Below are 15,328 nucleotides of genomic sequence, written 5' to 3'. Positions count from 1 at the left end.
TTCATTCCATGGGCAGGGATGACCAGAGCTGGGAGAATGGGGCGGACGCGGTGTCGATGCGGCGCAGCAGCAGACGCAGGTCATCCTCCATGTACGGCAGAAGTGCAAAGGTGATTTCGGGGGGCGGGGAAGGGAGTCCGACCGACTGTCCCATCACCAGCAGAGCGAAAACATGCCGCATTTCCTCGTATTCCCATTCTATGCTGTCAACCGCTTTCTGCCGTTGTACCGCATCGAGCGTGGCGAACATTGCTCGCAGCCTGCGAATGATATTGGTGGTGCGCGTCATGTTTCAACCCGGAAAATGCGGGAATCCGCTTTGATGCGGTGATGCGTAGGATACTGCGTGTATCCTGCATAGAGGCACATGAGGAAAATACCGATGAAGAAAAACGGTGTGAAATTGAGAATACTGGCGATGACCATGACCCAGAGCGACAGCAGAGCGAGCACTATGCTGTTATTGGCGTAGCGATAGTACATGGTGGGCGTGATGCTGCTGCGGTCGCGATGTGCCCTGGCGAACATGGACCGATAGAGAATGGGGAGCGCAAGTGACGCCGAGGCTGAAAAAATGAAAAGCAGGATTTCCAGTGTTTCCTGTCCGGGGACATGCCAGCCTCTGAACCCCTCCATGCCACGCAGCGTTTCCGAGATCGTCAGTGCAATAAACGGCGGGAGGGCCATCCACAACCAGGTTTTCCGGAGACGGGCATGCAGCATGCCATGCATACTCATAATCCGCTCCCGGTTTCAGCCGCCGGGTCTGGCTGCTCTTTGCCTCGAACGAATTGCACGATTCCTTCCGCCGTGACCCAGAGTACGATGAGAATGATTATCGCGTTGATCACCTGGAGGAGGATGTTCTGATCCGTCCCGAACTGCAGCTGATTGAGCACTGCCGCCCAGATGGTGATCACGCTCATGAACACAGCCGGAATGCCGGCGGTAATCCACGACCAGCCTCCGCGCTCCTTGAGGTAGAGTGTTACGATAATGAGCGCCAGTGCAGCGAGAGTCTGATTCACCGCACCGAAGAGCGGCCAGAGACTGAGGGCACCTTTTCCATCCGCACCGGATGCGAAGGCGAGCACGGCAGCACTGAGCACCGCGAAGCCCGTGGCTATGTAGCGGTTCTGGAATACGCGGAGCTTCAGGGTGGTGAAGAGCTCGGAGACGATGTAGCGCTGGATGCGTGTGGCCGTATCGAGTGTGGTGCCCGCGAACGAGGCCACGAACACGCCCATGATCACCACAGCGATGCTGCGCGGAATACCCGTCATGGCAATCATGTTTGCGGCACCATCGACGAAGGCCTTGACCTTGGAACCGAGTCCGGCCGCGGCAGCCCAGGATGCATAGTGATTCGTCCATGCCGACACCCCGGTGAGGTATTCCCCATCGACAGAAGTATATCCCATCCCTATCCCGGCAGAAACGGCGATGATGACGAGTGTCGCGAGTCCGCCTTCCACAAGCATAGAACCGTATCCCACGAACAGCGAATCGCTTTCCCGCCGCACCTGTTTGGCGGACGTGCCGGAGGAAACCAGTGAATGAAAGCCGGATATCGCACCACAGGCGATGGTGATGAACAGGAAGGGCCAGAGCGGGGGAGCGGCTTCGGGCGCCGCCTGGAAGGCGGGAGCAACGATATGCAGTTTGCCGGCAAAGGAAGAGAACATGACGCCCGCAAAAAGAAGGGCCATGGCGATAATCAGCTGATAGGCGTTGATGAAGTCACGTGGCTGCAGCAGCGTTGTCACGGGCAGCACCGAGGCGATATAGGCATAGATGAGGAGAATGATCGTCCAGAGTCCCGGAGCGGGAATTCCCAGCATCGTGGGCAGTTCCAGCGGAACCCAGGCGCCCAGCACGATGCTGCCATACATGAGCGCGACGGCGATCAGCGACCACGTGGTGAGTCCGCCGCCTTTGCGGTATATCATGATACCGAGTCCGACAGCGATCGGCAGCTGCAGCCAGACGGGCAGGACGGAAGAGGGGAACATACTGAAAATAATGGCGATGACCAGTCCGAAAATGCTGATCACGATCCACAGCTCGAGAAAGACGATGACGAAGAAAAACCATCGTGTGCGGCTGTTGATATAGCGGGATGTATAGTCGGAAATGGATTTCCCCTTATTGCGCATGGAAATGACGAGGCTTCCGAAATCGTGCACAGCTCCCATGACAATGCTGCCCACGAACACCCAGAGCAGCGCGGGCAGCCAGCCCCAGATGATGGCGATGGCCGGACCCACAATCGGCCCCGTGCCTGCAATCGAAGTGAAATGATGCCCGAAAATGATCTCCTTACGTGTCGGCACATAATCGACACCATCCTCGAATTCCACCGAAGGAGCCGGATTCCCGTCATCGATACGGAAAATTTTCTTCCCTATATAGCGACCATACAGCCTGTACATCACAATGTACCCGGCAAAGGTCAGCAGCATGAGTAAAAGTGGGGACATGGTCATTTCCTTTCTATCCCATAACATAACGAACCCACGGCGAAAATTCGAGGGTTCTTGCTCGCTGGCGCTCGCGTTCTTGCTCGCTGGCGCTCGGTTGGACTATCGCGAGCCGCAGGTGAGCAACACCGCGAGCCGCAGGTGAGCAACACCGCGAACCGCAGGTGAGCAACACCGCGAACCGCAGGTGAGCAACACCGCGAGCGAAGCGAGCTCAAGGCTTGGATATCCGATAGTAAAAGCTGATATTGTCATGACATCGCAGAGGGTCCTGGCCGACCCTGCGTGCGATGGAAACCGGGTGCAGTTCCGGTTGCATTTCGGGCTTTGCCCATGTCGTTCTCGTAATCAAGACAGGTTTTGATAGCGGACTTGGCGACTGACTTCCTTCTCGCATTATCCCACCACAGGCGCGCGTCCCTGTGCAGTTCCGCAAGGAATTTCTCCGACATCACGGCCGGCGGTCGTGATTTCGTAACGCATTCCACGAATCTGTGTCTACAAGACGAAACTGAGCCTGCGCTCAGATCTGAGCTTCGCTCACTGATTGACGGCCAAAACCCGGCGTTGAGCACGCCGGCTCCATAAATACTGAGACACACAAGCGTTAACGATAGTCTTTAGCTTTAACCCCAATGGAGGCTCGTATGCACAAAAAGCTACTGTTCGTTCTGCTTCTGCTTGGGCTCTTTCCCGCTTCTTTGCTTGCGCAGACGGGAAAGGTATCCGGCAAGGTCACTGATCTTGAAACCGGAGAGCCCTTGATCGGAGCAAACGTCATAGTGAATTCCGGTGGTACCACGCGTGGTGCTGCAACGGATGCCAACGGCGGGTACGTTGTTCTCAACGTGCCCATCGGCAAGGTGAACATCACGGTAAGTTACATCGGTTATCAGAAAACCGAGGTGAAGGATGTGCTTGTCCGGTCGAATGAAACGACGGATAAGGACATTCAGCTGCCTTCCGATTCCTACAAACTGGAAGGGGAGGTCATTATTGTCGCTGAGAAACCGCTGGTTGACAAGAATGTCACAAACAGCAAAACAACGGTGACGCAGGAGGATATTGAAAACCTTCCTGTGCGTGGTGTGGAGAATATCTCCGCCACACAGGCCGGTGTGGTTTCTCTCGGCGGCGGCCTCTACATCCGTGGCAGTCGTGCGGATGCGACAGGTTTTGTCATCAACGGCATGCAGGTCAACAACCCGCTCGCCGGCGGACGCTCCCTGTCCCTCATCAACAATGCCATTGCAGAGCAGAGTCTCCAGGCTGGTGGATATTCCGCAGAGTTTGGCGGCGCAAACGCCGGTCTGATCAGTACGACCACGCGTACCGGTGGACGCAAGCTGAATGTGGAACTCGAGGTGTACACGGACAACTACCCGTGGGCAGACTACGGTGAGCGTACCCTGGGTACGTACAAGTCCGGATCGAGCAACTATATCCTCACGGCGGGTGGACCGCTGTACGGTCCGGTGAAATTCTTCGTCGCGGCGCAGAACAGTTTTTCCCGCACGCCGACTTCTGGCTGGCGTGAGGATTACGACCTGACGACGTATTACGATCCTCTGCTGCGTCAGACCGACGCCCACGCACTGCTTTCTCCGGAAGAACAGATGAAAGTGGGTATTTTTGATCCGCGACTCGGACCGAGCGCACAGAAGATCGATTATCGCTTCCCCGGCGGATATTTCTACAACGCCGCGAGTCAAAGCTACCTGCTCAATGGTAACCTTACCTTTGATCTCAATCCGATCAACGTGCGTATCGATGGATCGTACGGATACGGAACGAGTCATGACGGTGCCGGACTCACGACGCAGCTCGCTGAGCAGCGCGCCGGACTCAATCAGAGTGAAGATTACAGCTTGAACGGTAAATTCACGCATCTCCTGAGTCCGACCACGTTCTATGAACTGTACGTCGGATTCTTCGGGAACTTCGGTGTGGGGATGGATCCTGACCTCAAGCACGACATCTTTGCCTACGGCGATTCCGTTGCGAATGCCCAGTACGGTTATCACTTCCTGGCTGACGGTATCCCAGAGCAGCCCATCACCGCCTTCGGCGCCAGCTTCTATCCCGCCGGTTACCCGATTGGCTCCAGCTACGGCAAGACGAGCTTCAACTCCCTGCAGACCAAGCTCAACTTCGTGCATCAGATCGGCCGTACGCATGAGATCAAGACCGGTGGTGAGTTCACACAGTACTCCATCCGTTCCTTCGGAATCAGTGCATTCAGCCTTGCGCGCTTCGTGCGTCAGAGCCCGGATGCCACAGATCTCGAGATCGCGGGATCCATGGGTACGAACAACTATGGATATGACTACTACGGACGCAAGCTCGACAGCGGTCCTGACGGACCCAAGGAGCCTGTGTTTGCCGCATTCTACGTTCTCGACAAGATCGAACTCGAAGATCTCGTCATCAACGTCGGTTTGCGCTACGACTATATAAACACGAACTCCAAGGAATTCGTGGATCCGCAGAACATCAAGTTCACCTCTGACGGTCTGATCGACCAGAGTCCGGATAACGTCAAGGATGTCGAGCCGTCCAAGACCGTGAGTCCGCGTCTCGGTTTCTCCTTCCCGGTGACGGACCAGACGGTGTTCTACGCGCAGTACGGTATTTTCGTGCAGCAGTCGCGTCTGCGTGACGTGTATCTCGGAAACGCGACCATTTCCTCGCAGATCAAGGGTGGATATGCAGTCAGCTCGCCGGTCGGTTTCGGCCTGCGTCCTGAAAAGACCATCCAGTATGACTTTGGTTTCCGTCAGCAGCTCGGTGAGAACCTGGCCTTTGACATCGGCGCGTTCTACAAGGATATTCGCGACCAGATTCAGCAGCGTCAGATTCCGGCCGAATTCGGCGCGGAACATCCCGCATATTACGCCTGGGTGAACGGCGATTTCGCGACCACCACCGGTGTCTCGCTGCAGATCACCATGCGCCGCACCGAGCGCATCATGCTGCAGACCAACTATACTTACAGCGACGCACGCGGAACGGGATCGAGTCCTTCTTCGTCCTTCCGTGCCCTCTGGCTCTCCCCGACAGAGACGCCGTTCCTTCCGAAGTACCCGATGACACTGGCCTTTGACCAGACGCATCGCGGTTCGCTGAACGTCGACTATCGCTTCGGCAGGGATGACGGTCCGGAGGTCTTCGGCGTACAGCTGCTCGAGCGTTTCGGAGCCAATTTCCTCTTCACCTTCAATTCCGGCACACCGTATACCCGCGTGAACGAATTCTCCTTCGGCGACCGCCGCACCCCGATTGAGGCGATCAATGCGTCCCGCACCCCGTGGGTGTTCAACCTGGATGCACGTTTCGACAAGACGGTCACCATTGGTCCGCTCGACTGGAACTTCTACATCCGCGTGACCAATCTGCTGAACATCAAGAATGTCACAGGTGTCTACGCCACTTCCGGTAGTGCGGAGAGCAACAATTACCTGGCCACCGATGAAGGTCAGACGCAGATTGCAAACTACGCCAGCTACGGCGATGTCTTTGCCAATCTCTATCAGGACTTCTACTACCAGCAGGTCCTGATGAACGCCGGTGTCTACAGTGCACCCCGTCGCGTCTGGTTCGGTGTGCGTGTGAACTTCTAATCCATTTCCAGTAGGCAGAATTCAATCGGAATACATGTTGGAGAAGAAATACATGAAACGACAATTGCATTATATCATCCCCCTGCTCCTGCTGGCGATGGTTCTTCCCGTCCGTGCAGAGTCTCCGGAGGGTGCAAAGAAGGATGGATCCCTTTCAAAGGTCACAAAGAATGACCAGTGGGATTTCATCTCCGTAAACCAGTGTCTGATGTGGCTGTCGAACAACGGCCGCATGGCACACAATCCGCTGTCTGACGGATCCGGTTTCGAGTGGCCGAACGGCAGCGCCAAGTACACGATTTTCACGGATGGCATCATCTGGGGCGGTCTCGTCGATGGCGAGCCCCGCGTCGGTGGCGCAACGTACAATGCGGGAATGGCAGCCGGTCCGATCAAAGGTGATGGTACGGCGTCAGACCCCAACGATCCGCTCAACCGCATGTTCAAGATCCGCAAGGTCGATACCGAAGGCTTTGCTTCCCTTGATCCTGAATACCAGGCTCAGATGGGACAGGATTTCCTGGAGTGGCCCGACGAACTCGGTGCTCCCTGGGTCGACAAGAACGGGAATGGCGTCTATGAGCCCGATTTCGAGGAATTCCTCTCCAAGGGATACGATGACTGTCTTTCCGACACGCCATTGCTTCCCGGTGACGAGACCATCTGGTTTGTTACCAATGATCTCGATGAGCGCCGTGTGCGCGACCTCTACGGCTCGCAGCCGATAGGCATCGAGTGCCATACACTGGTCTGGGCGTACAGTCAGACCGGTCCGCTGTCGAACATGGTGTTCACGAAATACACCGTGATCAATAAGGGACTCAATGACATGACGCAGACCTATTTCGCGAAATGGTCAGATCCCGATCTCGGCGATGCCTTCGATGATTATGTCGGCATCGACACCTCGCTCAGCCTGGGGTACGTTTACAACGGTCTTGCGAAAGACGAAGTCTACGGCATTCCTCCCGCAGCGGGCTATGACTTCTTCCAGGGTCCGATCATTGAAAGCGCCGGTGATTCCGCCGTGTACAATTTCGGAATCCGCAAGGGAGTCAAGAACCTCCCGGTTTCCACCTTTGCTTTCTACATCAATGGAAGCTCCATTTACCGCGATCCCCGGCTGAAAAATGCTGTGGGAACGATTGAGATGTACAACTATCTCACAGGCAAGCTGTATAACGGACGCGCATTCGTCGATCCCACAACGGGCAACGAAGTCATCGTCTGCCTCGCCGGAGACCCCATTACCGGTGAAGGCTGGATTGACGGTATCGTCAACAGTCCGGGTGACCGCCGCTTCCTTATGACGGCCGGACCGTTCACGCTCGCCGTGGGTGATACGCAGGAGGTCGTTGTCTCCTCGCTGGTCGCTCAGGGCTCTGACCGTTTGAGCAGCCTGAAGGTGCTCAAGTTTTACGACAAGTTCGCACAGCTGGCGTTCGACAATAATTTTGATCTCCCGAAAGCACCGCCCTCGCCGAACGTAAACGTATCGCTGCAGAACAAACGTGTTCTTCTGCAGTGGGGTGAACCGGAGCAGGTCCAAAAGATTGAAAATCATTTCGATCGTGGATTCAAGTTCCAGGGTTACAACGTGTACCAGTTCCCGACTTCGAGTTCGACACTCGATGAGGGTATCCGTCTGGCCACATACGATGTCACCGACGGAGTATCGGTTATTTTCGATGAACAGATTGATCCCGAATCCGGTATCGTGCTTGAGCTGCCGCAGCAGCTCGGCAATGATGGCGGTGTTCAGCGTCTCTATGATGTCACGACTGATGTACTCACGGATCGTCCGCTGGTCAACAACCAGCCGTACTACTTCGCAGTGACTTCCTACGCATACAACGAAGATCCCGATGCGTCGCCGCGGCAGCTTGAGTCTACCCCGAAGATTATCACCGTGCGTCCCCAGATGCCGGATCCGGGCTGGCGATACACCGACAAGGTCGACGACGAAATTCCCGTCAGTCACGTGACAGGAAAGTCCGCCGGCTTCGTCGAAGTCGTTGTCACTGATCCCATGGAACTCACCGGTGATTCCTACGAAGTGTCGTTCAAGTCGCTCGGACAGGTTGAAACCACGTACGACGGCGATCTCGACGGTTTTGTCGATGAGACGCTCATCCGTGACGACTACTCGAGTTGGACACTGACTGACATCTCCACGAATGAGGTGTTGATTGACGGCAGTCCTTCAATGGAAGGACTCGACAAGGAATTCTTCATCCTTGACGGCTTCAAAATCGGCGTGAGCGGCACCGGCTATTACCGCCAGTTCAACAAGGACGGTTTTGACAATGGCGCCCCGAAAGAGAACCACGATGAGATCCTTCTTCGTGAATGGGAAGGTGGTCCGGAAGTCTTCGAAGCGTTTGAAAGCACGCGCGGTGAAGGTGGTTATTCCTGGCAGATGGGGTACACGTCGAGTACGCTCGGCTCTCCCGACCAGTTCGGTTCGAACATCAAGGGATACGAAGTCACCAAGGTAGTTGAAATCCGTTTCGACGAAGACAACACCTCGAAGGGCTACATGTACCTGCGTGGCGCACGGCCGAACTACGGATACCAGGGCTACTTCGAATCCCCGATTCAGGTGTGGGACGTCACTGATCCCGATCCCGCGAATCACGTGCAGCTCTCGTATGCCTTCATCGAGCGTATCAACCGCCCGAGCAACAACCAGATGTACAATCCGACCGCACTCGCCGATGACAGGGAAATGCTCTTTATCATCGATGAGCCTTACAGTGATACACCGAACCCGGCGTACGCCGATCCTGATTTCTCCATCCAGGAGAGCGGAAACACCATGCCTATCATTTATTGGGGCTGGTATATCCTGAAGCCGCAGTACACCGGACTGACGAAAGCATGGCGTGACGGCGATCTGTATCGCATCACACCGAAGGTCCCCTTCAGTGCGGAAGACCGTTTCACCTTCACGACCTTCAAGTCGACGTACGATGACGAGACGGCCAAGGAAGACATCACTGAAATCAACGTCTTCCCGAATCCGTACTATGGATCCAATAAGCGCGAAAGCAATAAATACCAGCGTTTTGTCACCTTCAATCACCTGCCGCCGCGCGCGAATTTCAAGATTTATACGATTTCCGGAGTTCTAGTCGCTTCCTTCCAGAAAACAGATGACGGGACGCAATACGCCACCTGGGATCTGCAGAACGACAACGGACTGCCTGTCGCAAGTGGTCTTTACTACGTCCACATCGAAATGCCCGGCCTCGGGGTTGAGAAAATTCTCAAACTTGCCGTGGTTACTGAAACCCAGTTCCTGGATCGTATCTGATCCGGAGGGTAATCATCTTGAAATCGATTATGAAAGTGAACGAACGTAATAAAGGAGTAACTCACATGCGCATCAGTCCCAGATATCTTGCCGCGGCGCTGTTCATGGCGTTGGCCCTGATGGCATCCGAGGCGATTGCCGGCGGCGGTAACAAGGAAGGAACAGCAGCAGCTGATCCGTTGCTGGTCCCAATTGGAGCCCGGGGTATAGCGCTAGGCGCTGCCTACACCGCTGGCATCACCGGTGTGGAAGCGATCTACTATAACCCTGCAGGACTTTCCGGCATGAACTACGGTGTGGAAGTCATGTTTTCGCAGATGAACGGTCTCGACAACGACGGCATCAGCTATTTCGGTGTCGGAAGCAACTTCGCCGGTTTCGGTCACGTTGCCTTCTCGGTCAAGTCTTTTTCCTTCGGCGACATCCTTATCACGGATGAGCGTCAGCCGGATGGTACGGGTGCGGTGTTTACACCGACCTTTATCACACTCGGACTCACCTACTCGCGCGCGCTCACCGACCGTATTCGTGCCGGTGTCACCGCCAACCTCGTGAGTGAAGAACTTGACCGTGTTTCCAGCTCCGGCTTCGCCTTTGACGTCGGTGTGCAGTACAACGGCCTCGCCGGAGTCAACGGGCTCGAACTGGGCGTCACGCTTCGCCATCTCGGTGGCAACATGACGTATTCCGGTCCCGGCCTCCTGCGCAATGTCGACGAAATCAATGCCGATCGCACCAACCAGCTGCTTGCCATCCAGGCCGCGGGCTTCCAGCTCCCGACCTCGCTGGAAATCGGCATGGCCTACGGCACCACTTTCGAGGAACTGCATGACCTTTCCGTCATGACGTCCTTCGAAAACAACAATTTCCTCAGTGACCAGTATCGCGTCGCGGTCGAATACACCTTCGACAAGATGCTCTCACTGCGTGGATCCATGCCCATCACGGGCAATGACAAGACCGACTACAACGGCGATGCCGCCTACATGTACGGTCCGTCATTCGGTGTCGGTCTCCAGCAATGGGCCGGCGATGCCAAGCTGATTCTCGATTATGCCTATCGCACCCGCGAAGTCTTCGACGGTCAGCATGTCTTTACCCTGAAGGTCGGCTTCTAAGTCCACCCCCAGGCTGTGTATGCAAACCCCCGTGGTTCACCCGAACCCCGGGGGTTTTGCATTCCCGCTCCGCTGATGACAGATTGCAGATGACAGATTGCAAATTGCAGATTTCAGACTGCAAACCGGCCTGGAGCAGGGATTGCTTCCCCTGGTGTGTACCCGGATGTCTGCTCTGATCATGGAAGCAATCCCTGATTTCAGATTGTAGATTGCAATCTGTGATCTGGAATTTGCAATTTGAAATTTGCACATTCATCAGACTATGATGCGATTCATTACAATCTGGCTTATACTGCTGGCACCGGTCGTTTTGTTGGCGCAGGGGGTGCCGGATGAGGCGGTGCCGGATGAGGCGGTGCTGGCGAGGGTGGGGGATGCCGGGATCACTGCCGGTGAGTTCCGGCTTCGGTATGCGCTTTCGGTATTTCCTTACAAAGATCAGGCGGGACTCACTCCGGTCGTGAAGCGGCAGTTCCTGTATTCCCTGGTGGCTGAACGGCTTCTTGCTTCCGAGGCGAGACGCCTCGGGTATGATGCGGAGGATCGTTTCCGGCGCAATCTTCGCATGGCGGAAGAGATGTTTGCACGTGATCTGCTGTATCGCGACAGCGTCCGCGCGAAGGTGCAGGTCAGCGCCGCCGATGTACGTGCGCGCTATCTTGCGGAGCAGAAGGCGGTCGAATTCGATTTCCTGCGCTTTGACAGTGAGCAGGGGGCACGCAATGTAGGTGACATCCTCCGCGGAGGTACCCCGTTCGATACGCTGCTTGCAGTCCGCATGCGATCCGGGACGGCGAATGACGCAGCATCGGAATCGGCGCCTGAGCCAGCATTGTTGCAGGCGATGGATACGCTTTGCAGCGGTTGCGTCTCAAATCCTCTCAAAGGGGACGATGGCTGGTATCTGCTGCGGCGCAGGGTACGGCAGAGCGCACTGCCCGATGATTACAGTTTCGATGCGCAATACAAACGTATCGAAAACACATTGCGGAACGAGAGGGAAGCAACTGAGTCCGTCGCTTTCGTACAGAGGCTCTGGGAAGGCCGTCAGGCGCAGATGGATGAAACCTGGTACCGCAGACTGGGTGAAGCGCTGCTCGCGGACTACCGCAGGCAATATGCGCGTGGTGACGATATGATGCAGGCATCGGACCTGCTGTTCGATTCCCTTCGCTCCACGTGGCGCAGCGATCTCGATGCAGCATTTGCACGCGTGGGAAGCGATGTCCTGACCCTCGGGGAGGCGCTCGACAGGCTGGCACAGCTCGACCTGCGACTGAAGCGGGAGCAGGCGGATCTTGCCCGCAGGTTATACCGGGAGCGTGTGCGCGACATGCTCGATCGATTTGTCGTGACGCGAAAAGCGTATGCGCTGGGATTGCAGCGCGACAGTGAGGTTCGCAATCAGCTCACGATGTGGACGGCAAATGGACTCGCCCAGAGTGTGCCGGATCTCCTTTTCGAACAATTCGTGGCGGATGATGACAGTCTCTGGCACCTGTACATTACCAGACCGGACCTCTTCGGTGCCCCGGTCGAGGTTCGCATCCTCCAGGCACACGCAGGCGACTCCTCCCGTATTGCCACAGCCGTGAAGACATTCCAGGAAGGGGAGACACTCGAGCGGATAGCCAAACAGCTTCGGAAGGAAGGGGAGAACGCGGCGTTTAACGGTGCCTCGGACTGGTTCGCAGTGTCGGAGCGCGGACGCATCGGCCGACTGGCTTTCGGCATGCGCATCGCTGACGGAGGTGGTCCCGTCGCTGCTGACGGCGGCTACACCTTTTTCCAATTGCTTGATCGGCGCTATCCGGGAATGCGACTGAGCGGAATGCAGGCCCTGCGTGACACCGTCGCACGAAAGGAAGGGCCGCAGATTCGCCGGGCGCGCACCGATCAGCTGCTTCGGAGGCTTGCAGGGCGCAGCAGCATTCGCATTGACGCAGCGATGCTCGATGCGCTGCAACCGGCAGCCATGCAGATGCATACCGTGCGCTTGCTCGGATTCGGCGGACGAATCCCGGCCATGCCCGGGGTGATGCCACTGTATGAAGCCGTGATGGAAGGAATGATGCAGGCAGGGAAGGAGGTCCCTTAGCACGCGTCTTCAGCACCAGGGGTAGTCCACCGATTATTCAATCCTGCTTCCTGAAACAAAAAAAAAAGGAAATCCGTGAGGATTTCCTTTTTGTTCGTCGGGGCGAGAAGATTTGAACTTCCGACCTCTCGGTCCCGAACCGAGCGCTCTACCGGGCTGAGCCACGCCCCGAACAAAGTAGTATCAAATGTAGCTATTCGCACCTTGAAAAGCAATAGTTCAACGGCGCATCGTGCGAATTTTCAGTAATTGCCGACCTTGCCGCGGAGGGAGCGATAAAGCATTTCCCGGGCCCGGAAGATATGAGCTTTCACCGTCCCGAGAGGGAGGTCCAGCTCATCGGCGATCTCTTCGTAGCTTTTCTCTTCCTGATGGCGCATGACGATCACAACGCGGTATTTTTCAGGCAGCTGATTGATTGCATACTGAATCGTGCTGGTCTGCTGATTCTGGAGAATGCCGGAATCGGGGATGTGGGAATCATCGGGGATTTCGTACTGCTGGTCACCATCCTCTGAATGCAGCGGCCTGTCAATGGAGAAGGTTTTCAGCTTGCGCTTTCGCAGATAGTCGATGCAATTGTTCGTGGCGATCTTGTACAGCCAGGTCGAAAACGCGAATTCGTCGTTGAAGGATGACAGGCTGTTGAAGGCCTTGATGAATGCTTCCTGGGTGAGATCCTCCGTATCCTCATTTTTCCCGACCATACGGATGATCAGATGGTATATCGCCTTATGGTATTTGGCCATGAGGCGTTTATACGCATCCTGCTTCCCGGCGATCGCCCGGGCGATGAGTTCCTTATCCTCGGCGCGTGAGTGTTCGCGCCTTTCTTCGGGTGTCTGATACATGCGCTCAGGTATTATTTATCGATACAATCTAAGGTTTCGATGCGGGAAATCAAACCGGCTCGAGGTATTTCAGACATGCATATCTTGGAGTTGCCGGGGCATTTTCCTACTTTGCATGACCTATATTTTCGTCTTGATAACACATGTCTCATGTCCACTATACATATACTTTTTATCGGTGATATCGTCGGAAATGCGGGAATGGATGCCGTCCGCATGTTCCTGCCGTCCCTGAAGCAGAAATACCGTCTCGATTGCATAATCGCGAACGGTGAAAACGCGATGGAAGGCAAGAGTATCAGTCAGCAGCAGCTGCAGGAGCTTTACGATCTTGGTGTGCATGTCGTCACATCCGGCAATCACATCTGGGAGAAATGGCATATACAGAAACTGCTTTCGTCGGAGCAGAATCTGCTGCGTCCCCTCAACTATCCGCGTGACAACACCGGTCGCGGGTTTACGACCGTGGACTGCGGAGCGGCTGGCGTCGTTGGCGTCCTGAACATTCAGGGACGCACATTCATGAATCCCATCGACTGTCCCTTCCGCGCGGCGGAATGGGCCATCGGCAAGCTGCGTGAACGCACGAATATCATCGTGGTCGATTTTCACGCGGAAGCCACCGCCGAGAAGGTTGCAATGGGCTGGTTCCTCGATGGAAAGGTGAGTGCGGTGCTCGGGACGCATACGCACGTGCAGACTGCGGATGCGCGCATCCTTCCCGAAGGCACGGCCTATCTGACCGATGTCGGCATGTCCGGTCCGTATGATTCGGTGCTCGGTATGCGAAAAGACATCGCGTTGCGACGCTTCCTGAAACAGACGCCGCACAAATTCGAGATGGCCAGTGATGATGTCCATCTTTCCGTGGTGCTGATGGAGGTGGAGATGACGAGCGGCCGCGCAGTTTCCATTCAACCGATGACCATACCGGAGTTCAGCAGCCATGCAGAACAGGATCATTGACGGCCGAGCCATCTCGGCAAGTATCAAGGACGAGGCAAGAGAGCGGGCAACCAGGCTCAAGGCGGAACACGGGATCGTTCCGGGCCTCGCCGTTCTTCTCGTTGGTGAGGATCCCGCTTCGCAAAGCTACGTCCGCTCGAAAGAGCGTGCCTGTGAATACTGCGGTTTCCATTCAACGACTGTGACCATGCCCGCAACCGCGACGGAGCAGGAAATTCTCTCGCGGGTCGACACATGGAACATCGATCCCGACATTCACGGCATCCTGGTACAGCTGCCGTTGCCCGCGCATGTGAACGAAGACCGGGTGATAGAGGCGGTTTCGCCGCTGAAGGACGTCGATGGTTTTCACCCCATTAACGTCGGGAAATTGGTGATTGGACAGGAAACGCTTCTGCCCTGCACGCCCGCGGGGATTCAGCAGCTTCTGATCCGCAGCGGGGTAGAGACGGCAGGGAAGCACGTGGTCGTGGTGGGAAGAAGCAACATCGTCGGAAAACCGATTGCGAATATTCTGCTGCAGAAAGCAGCAGGAGCCAATGCCATTGTGACTGTCGCGCATTCCGCCGCGTCGGATCTCGGTAAGCTTACAAGGCAGGCGGATATTCTGATCGTCGCGACAGGCATGCCTGATACCGTAACAGGTGAGATGGTGAAGGAAGGTGTGGTCGTCATCGATGTTGGGATGAACCGTGTCGAAGACGCCACCCGTGAACGAGGGTACAGGCTGACCGGTGACGTTGATTTTGATGCGGTTGCCGAAAAAGCGTCGAAGATTACGCCGGTACCCGGTGGGGTAGGCCCCATGACCATAGCCATGCTTATGCAGAATACCTGCAACGCAGCCATCAGGGCAGCGGCAGGACGCTGACGAGC

The 15,328-nt window shown here is 55.9% G+C and carries 10 protein-coding genes and 1 tRNA gene; 6 read left to right on the top strand and 5 right to left on the bottom strand.

Annotated elements, in window-relative coordinates; all coding sequences use genetic code 11:
• Position 1: 1 nt before the first annotated feature.
• From KQI65_14405 to KQI65_14395, 3 genes are read right to left on the bottom strand one after another with little or no spacing between them, the layout of a single operon-like run.
• A complete protein-coding gene (locus KQI65_14405) occupies positions 2 to 289 on the bottom strand; it encodes a hypothetical protein (GenBank protein MCB2205929.1) in 288 nt (95 codons plus the stop codon).
• Positions 286 to 738: a hypothetical protein gene (locus KQI65_14400; GenBank protein MCB2205928.1), complete on the bottom strand. Its 453-nt coding sequence runs from the start codon at positions 736 to 738 to the stop codon at positions 286 to 288. Before KQI65_14400 ends, KQI65_14405 begins: the two co-directional genes overlap by 4 nt.
• Entirely contained in the window at positions 735 to 2,480 is a 1,746-nt protein-coding gene (locus KQI65_14395; GenBank protein ID MCB2205927.1) for a carbon starvation protein A, read from the bottom strand. Before KQI65_14395 ends, KQI65_14400 begins: the two co-directional genes overlap by 4 nt.
• Positions 2,481 to 3,127: 647 nt before the next feature.
• Here KQI65_14395 and KQI65_14390 point away from each other — a divergent pair.
• From KQI65_14390 to KQI65_14375, 4 genes are all read left to right on the top strand, one after another.
• A complete protein-coding gene (locus KQI65_14390) occupies positions 3,128 to 6,100 on the top strand; it encodes a TonB-dependent receptor (GenBank protein ID MCB2205926.1) in 2,973 nt (990 codons plus the stop codon).
• 52 nt (positions 6,101 to 6,152) lie between these two features.
• Positions 6,153 to 9,416, top strand: a complete 3,264-nt coding sequence (locus KQI65_14385) for a T9SS type A sorting domain-containing protein (protein ID MCB2205925.1) — start codon at positions 6,153 to 6,155, stop codon at positions 9,414 to 9,416.
• Positions 9,417 to 9,481: 65 nt separating this feature from the next.
• Entirely contained in the window at positions 9,482 to 10,534 is a 1,053-nt protein-coding gene (locus tag KQI65_14380; protein ID MCB2205924.1) for a PorV/PorQ family protein, read from the top strand.
• A gap of 268 nt (positions 10,535 to 10,802) precedes the next feature.
• Positions 10,803 to 12,635, top strand: a complete 1,833-nt coding sequence (locus tag KQI65_14375; protein MCB2205923.1) for a peptidylprolyl isomerase — start codon at positions 10,803 to 10,805, stop codon at positions 12,633 to 12,635.
• 97 nt (positions 12,636 to 12,732) lie between these two features.
• Here KQI65_14375 and KQI65_14370 read toward each other — a convergent pair.
• Together KQI65_14370 and KQI65_14365 are read right to left on the bottom strand one after the other, a co-directional pair.
• Positions 12,733 to 12,806, bottom strand: a tRNA-Pro gene (locus tag KQI65_14370).
• A gap of 71 nt (positions 12,807 to 12,877) precedes the next feature.
• Positions 12,878 to 13,486 carry a sigma-70 family RNA polymerase sigma factor gene (locus tag KQI65_14365; GenBank protein MCB2205922.1) on the bottom strand — a complete coding sequence of 203 codons (609 nt, stop codon included), beginning with the start codon at positions 13,484 to 13,486 and terminating at the stop codon, positions 12,878 to 12,880.
• A gap of 150 nt (positions 13,487 to 13,636) precedes the next feature.
• On the opposite strand from KQI65_14365, the gene KQI65_14360 reads away from it, so the two are divergent.
• Both KQI65_14360 and KQI65_14355 read left to right on the top strand, forming a co-directional pair.
• The gene (locus KQI65_14360) at positions 13,637 to 14,452 is read left to right on the top strand and encodes a TIGR00282 family metallophosphoesterase (GenBank protein MCB2205921.1); all 816 of its coding nucleotides are present in this window, start codon (positions 13,637 to 13,639) and stop codon (positions 14,450 to 14,452) included.
• Positions 14,433 to 15,323 (top strand): bifunctional 5,10-methylene-tetrahydrofolate dehydrogenase/5,10-methylene-tetrahydrofolate cyclohydrolase, encoded by an 891-nt coding sequence (locus KQI65_14355; protein MCB2205920.1) that lies wholly within the window; start codon positions 14,433 to 14,435, stop codon positions 15,321 to 15,323. Before KQI65_14360 ends, KQI65_14355 begins: the two co-directional genes overlap by 20 nt.
• Positions 15,324 to 15,328 lie beyond the last annotated feature (5 nt).

It is taken from the genome of bacterium (assembly GCA_020444325.1).
Classification (GTDB): Bacteria; Bacteroidota; Ignavibacteria; order SZUA-365; family SZUA-365; genus BM516.
Note: the sequence above shows the minus strand (reverse complement) of the source record. Positions and strands in the feature narration are given on the sequence as shown.

Coding starts and splice junctions, on each gene's coding strand:
- KQI65_14405 (MCB2205929.1), bottom strand. CDS start 289: ATGACGCGCACCACCAATATCATTCGCAGGCTGCGAGCAATGTTCGCC.
- KQI65_14400 (MCB2205928.1), bottom strand. CDS start 738: ATGAGTATGCATGGCATGCTGCATGCCCGTCTCCGGAAAACCTGGTTG.
- KQI65_14395 (MCB2205927.1), bottom strand. CDS start 2,480: ATGTCCCCACTTTTACTCATGCTGCTGACCTTTGCCGGGTACATTGTG.
- KQI65_14390 (MCB2205926.1), top strand. CDS start 3,128: ATGCACAAAAAGCTACTGTTCGTTCTGCTTCTGCTTGGGCTCTTTCCC.
- KQI65_14385 (MCB2205925.1), top strand. CDS start 6,153: ATGAAACGACAATTGCATTATATCATCCCCCTGCTCCTGCTGGCGATG.
- KQI65_14380 (MCB2205924.1), top strand. CDS start 9,482: ATGCGCATCAGTCCCAGATATCTTGCCGCGGCGCTGTTCATGGCGTTG.
- KQI65_14375 (MCB2205923.1), top strand. CDS start 10,803: ATGCGATTCATTACAATCTGGCTTATACTGCTGGCACCGGTCGTTTTG.
- KQI65_14365 (MCB2205922.1), bottom strand. CDS start 13,486: ATGTATCAGACACCCGAAGAAAGGCGCGAACACTCACGCGCCGAGGAT.
- KQI65_14360 (MCB2205921.1), top strand. CDS start 13,637: ATGTCCACTATACATATACTTTTTATCGGTGATATCGTCGGAAATGCG.
- KQI65_14355 (MCB2205920.1), top strand. CDS start 14,433: ATGCAGAACAGGATCATTGACGGCCGAGCCATCTCGGCAAGTATCAAG.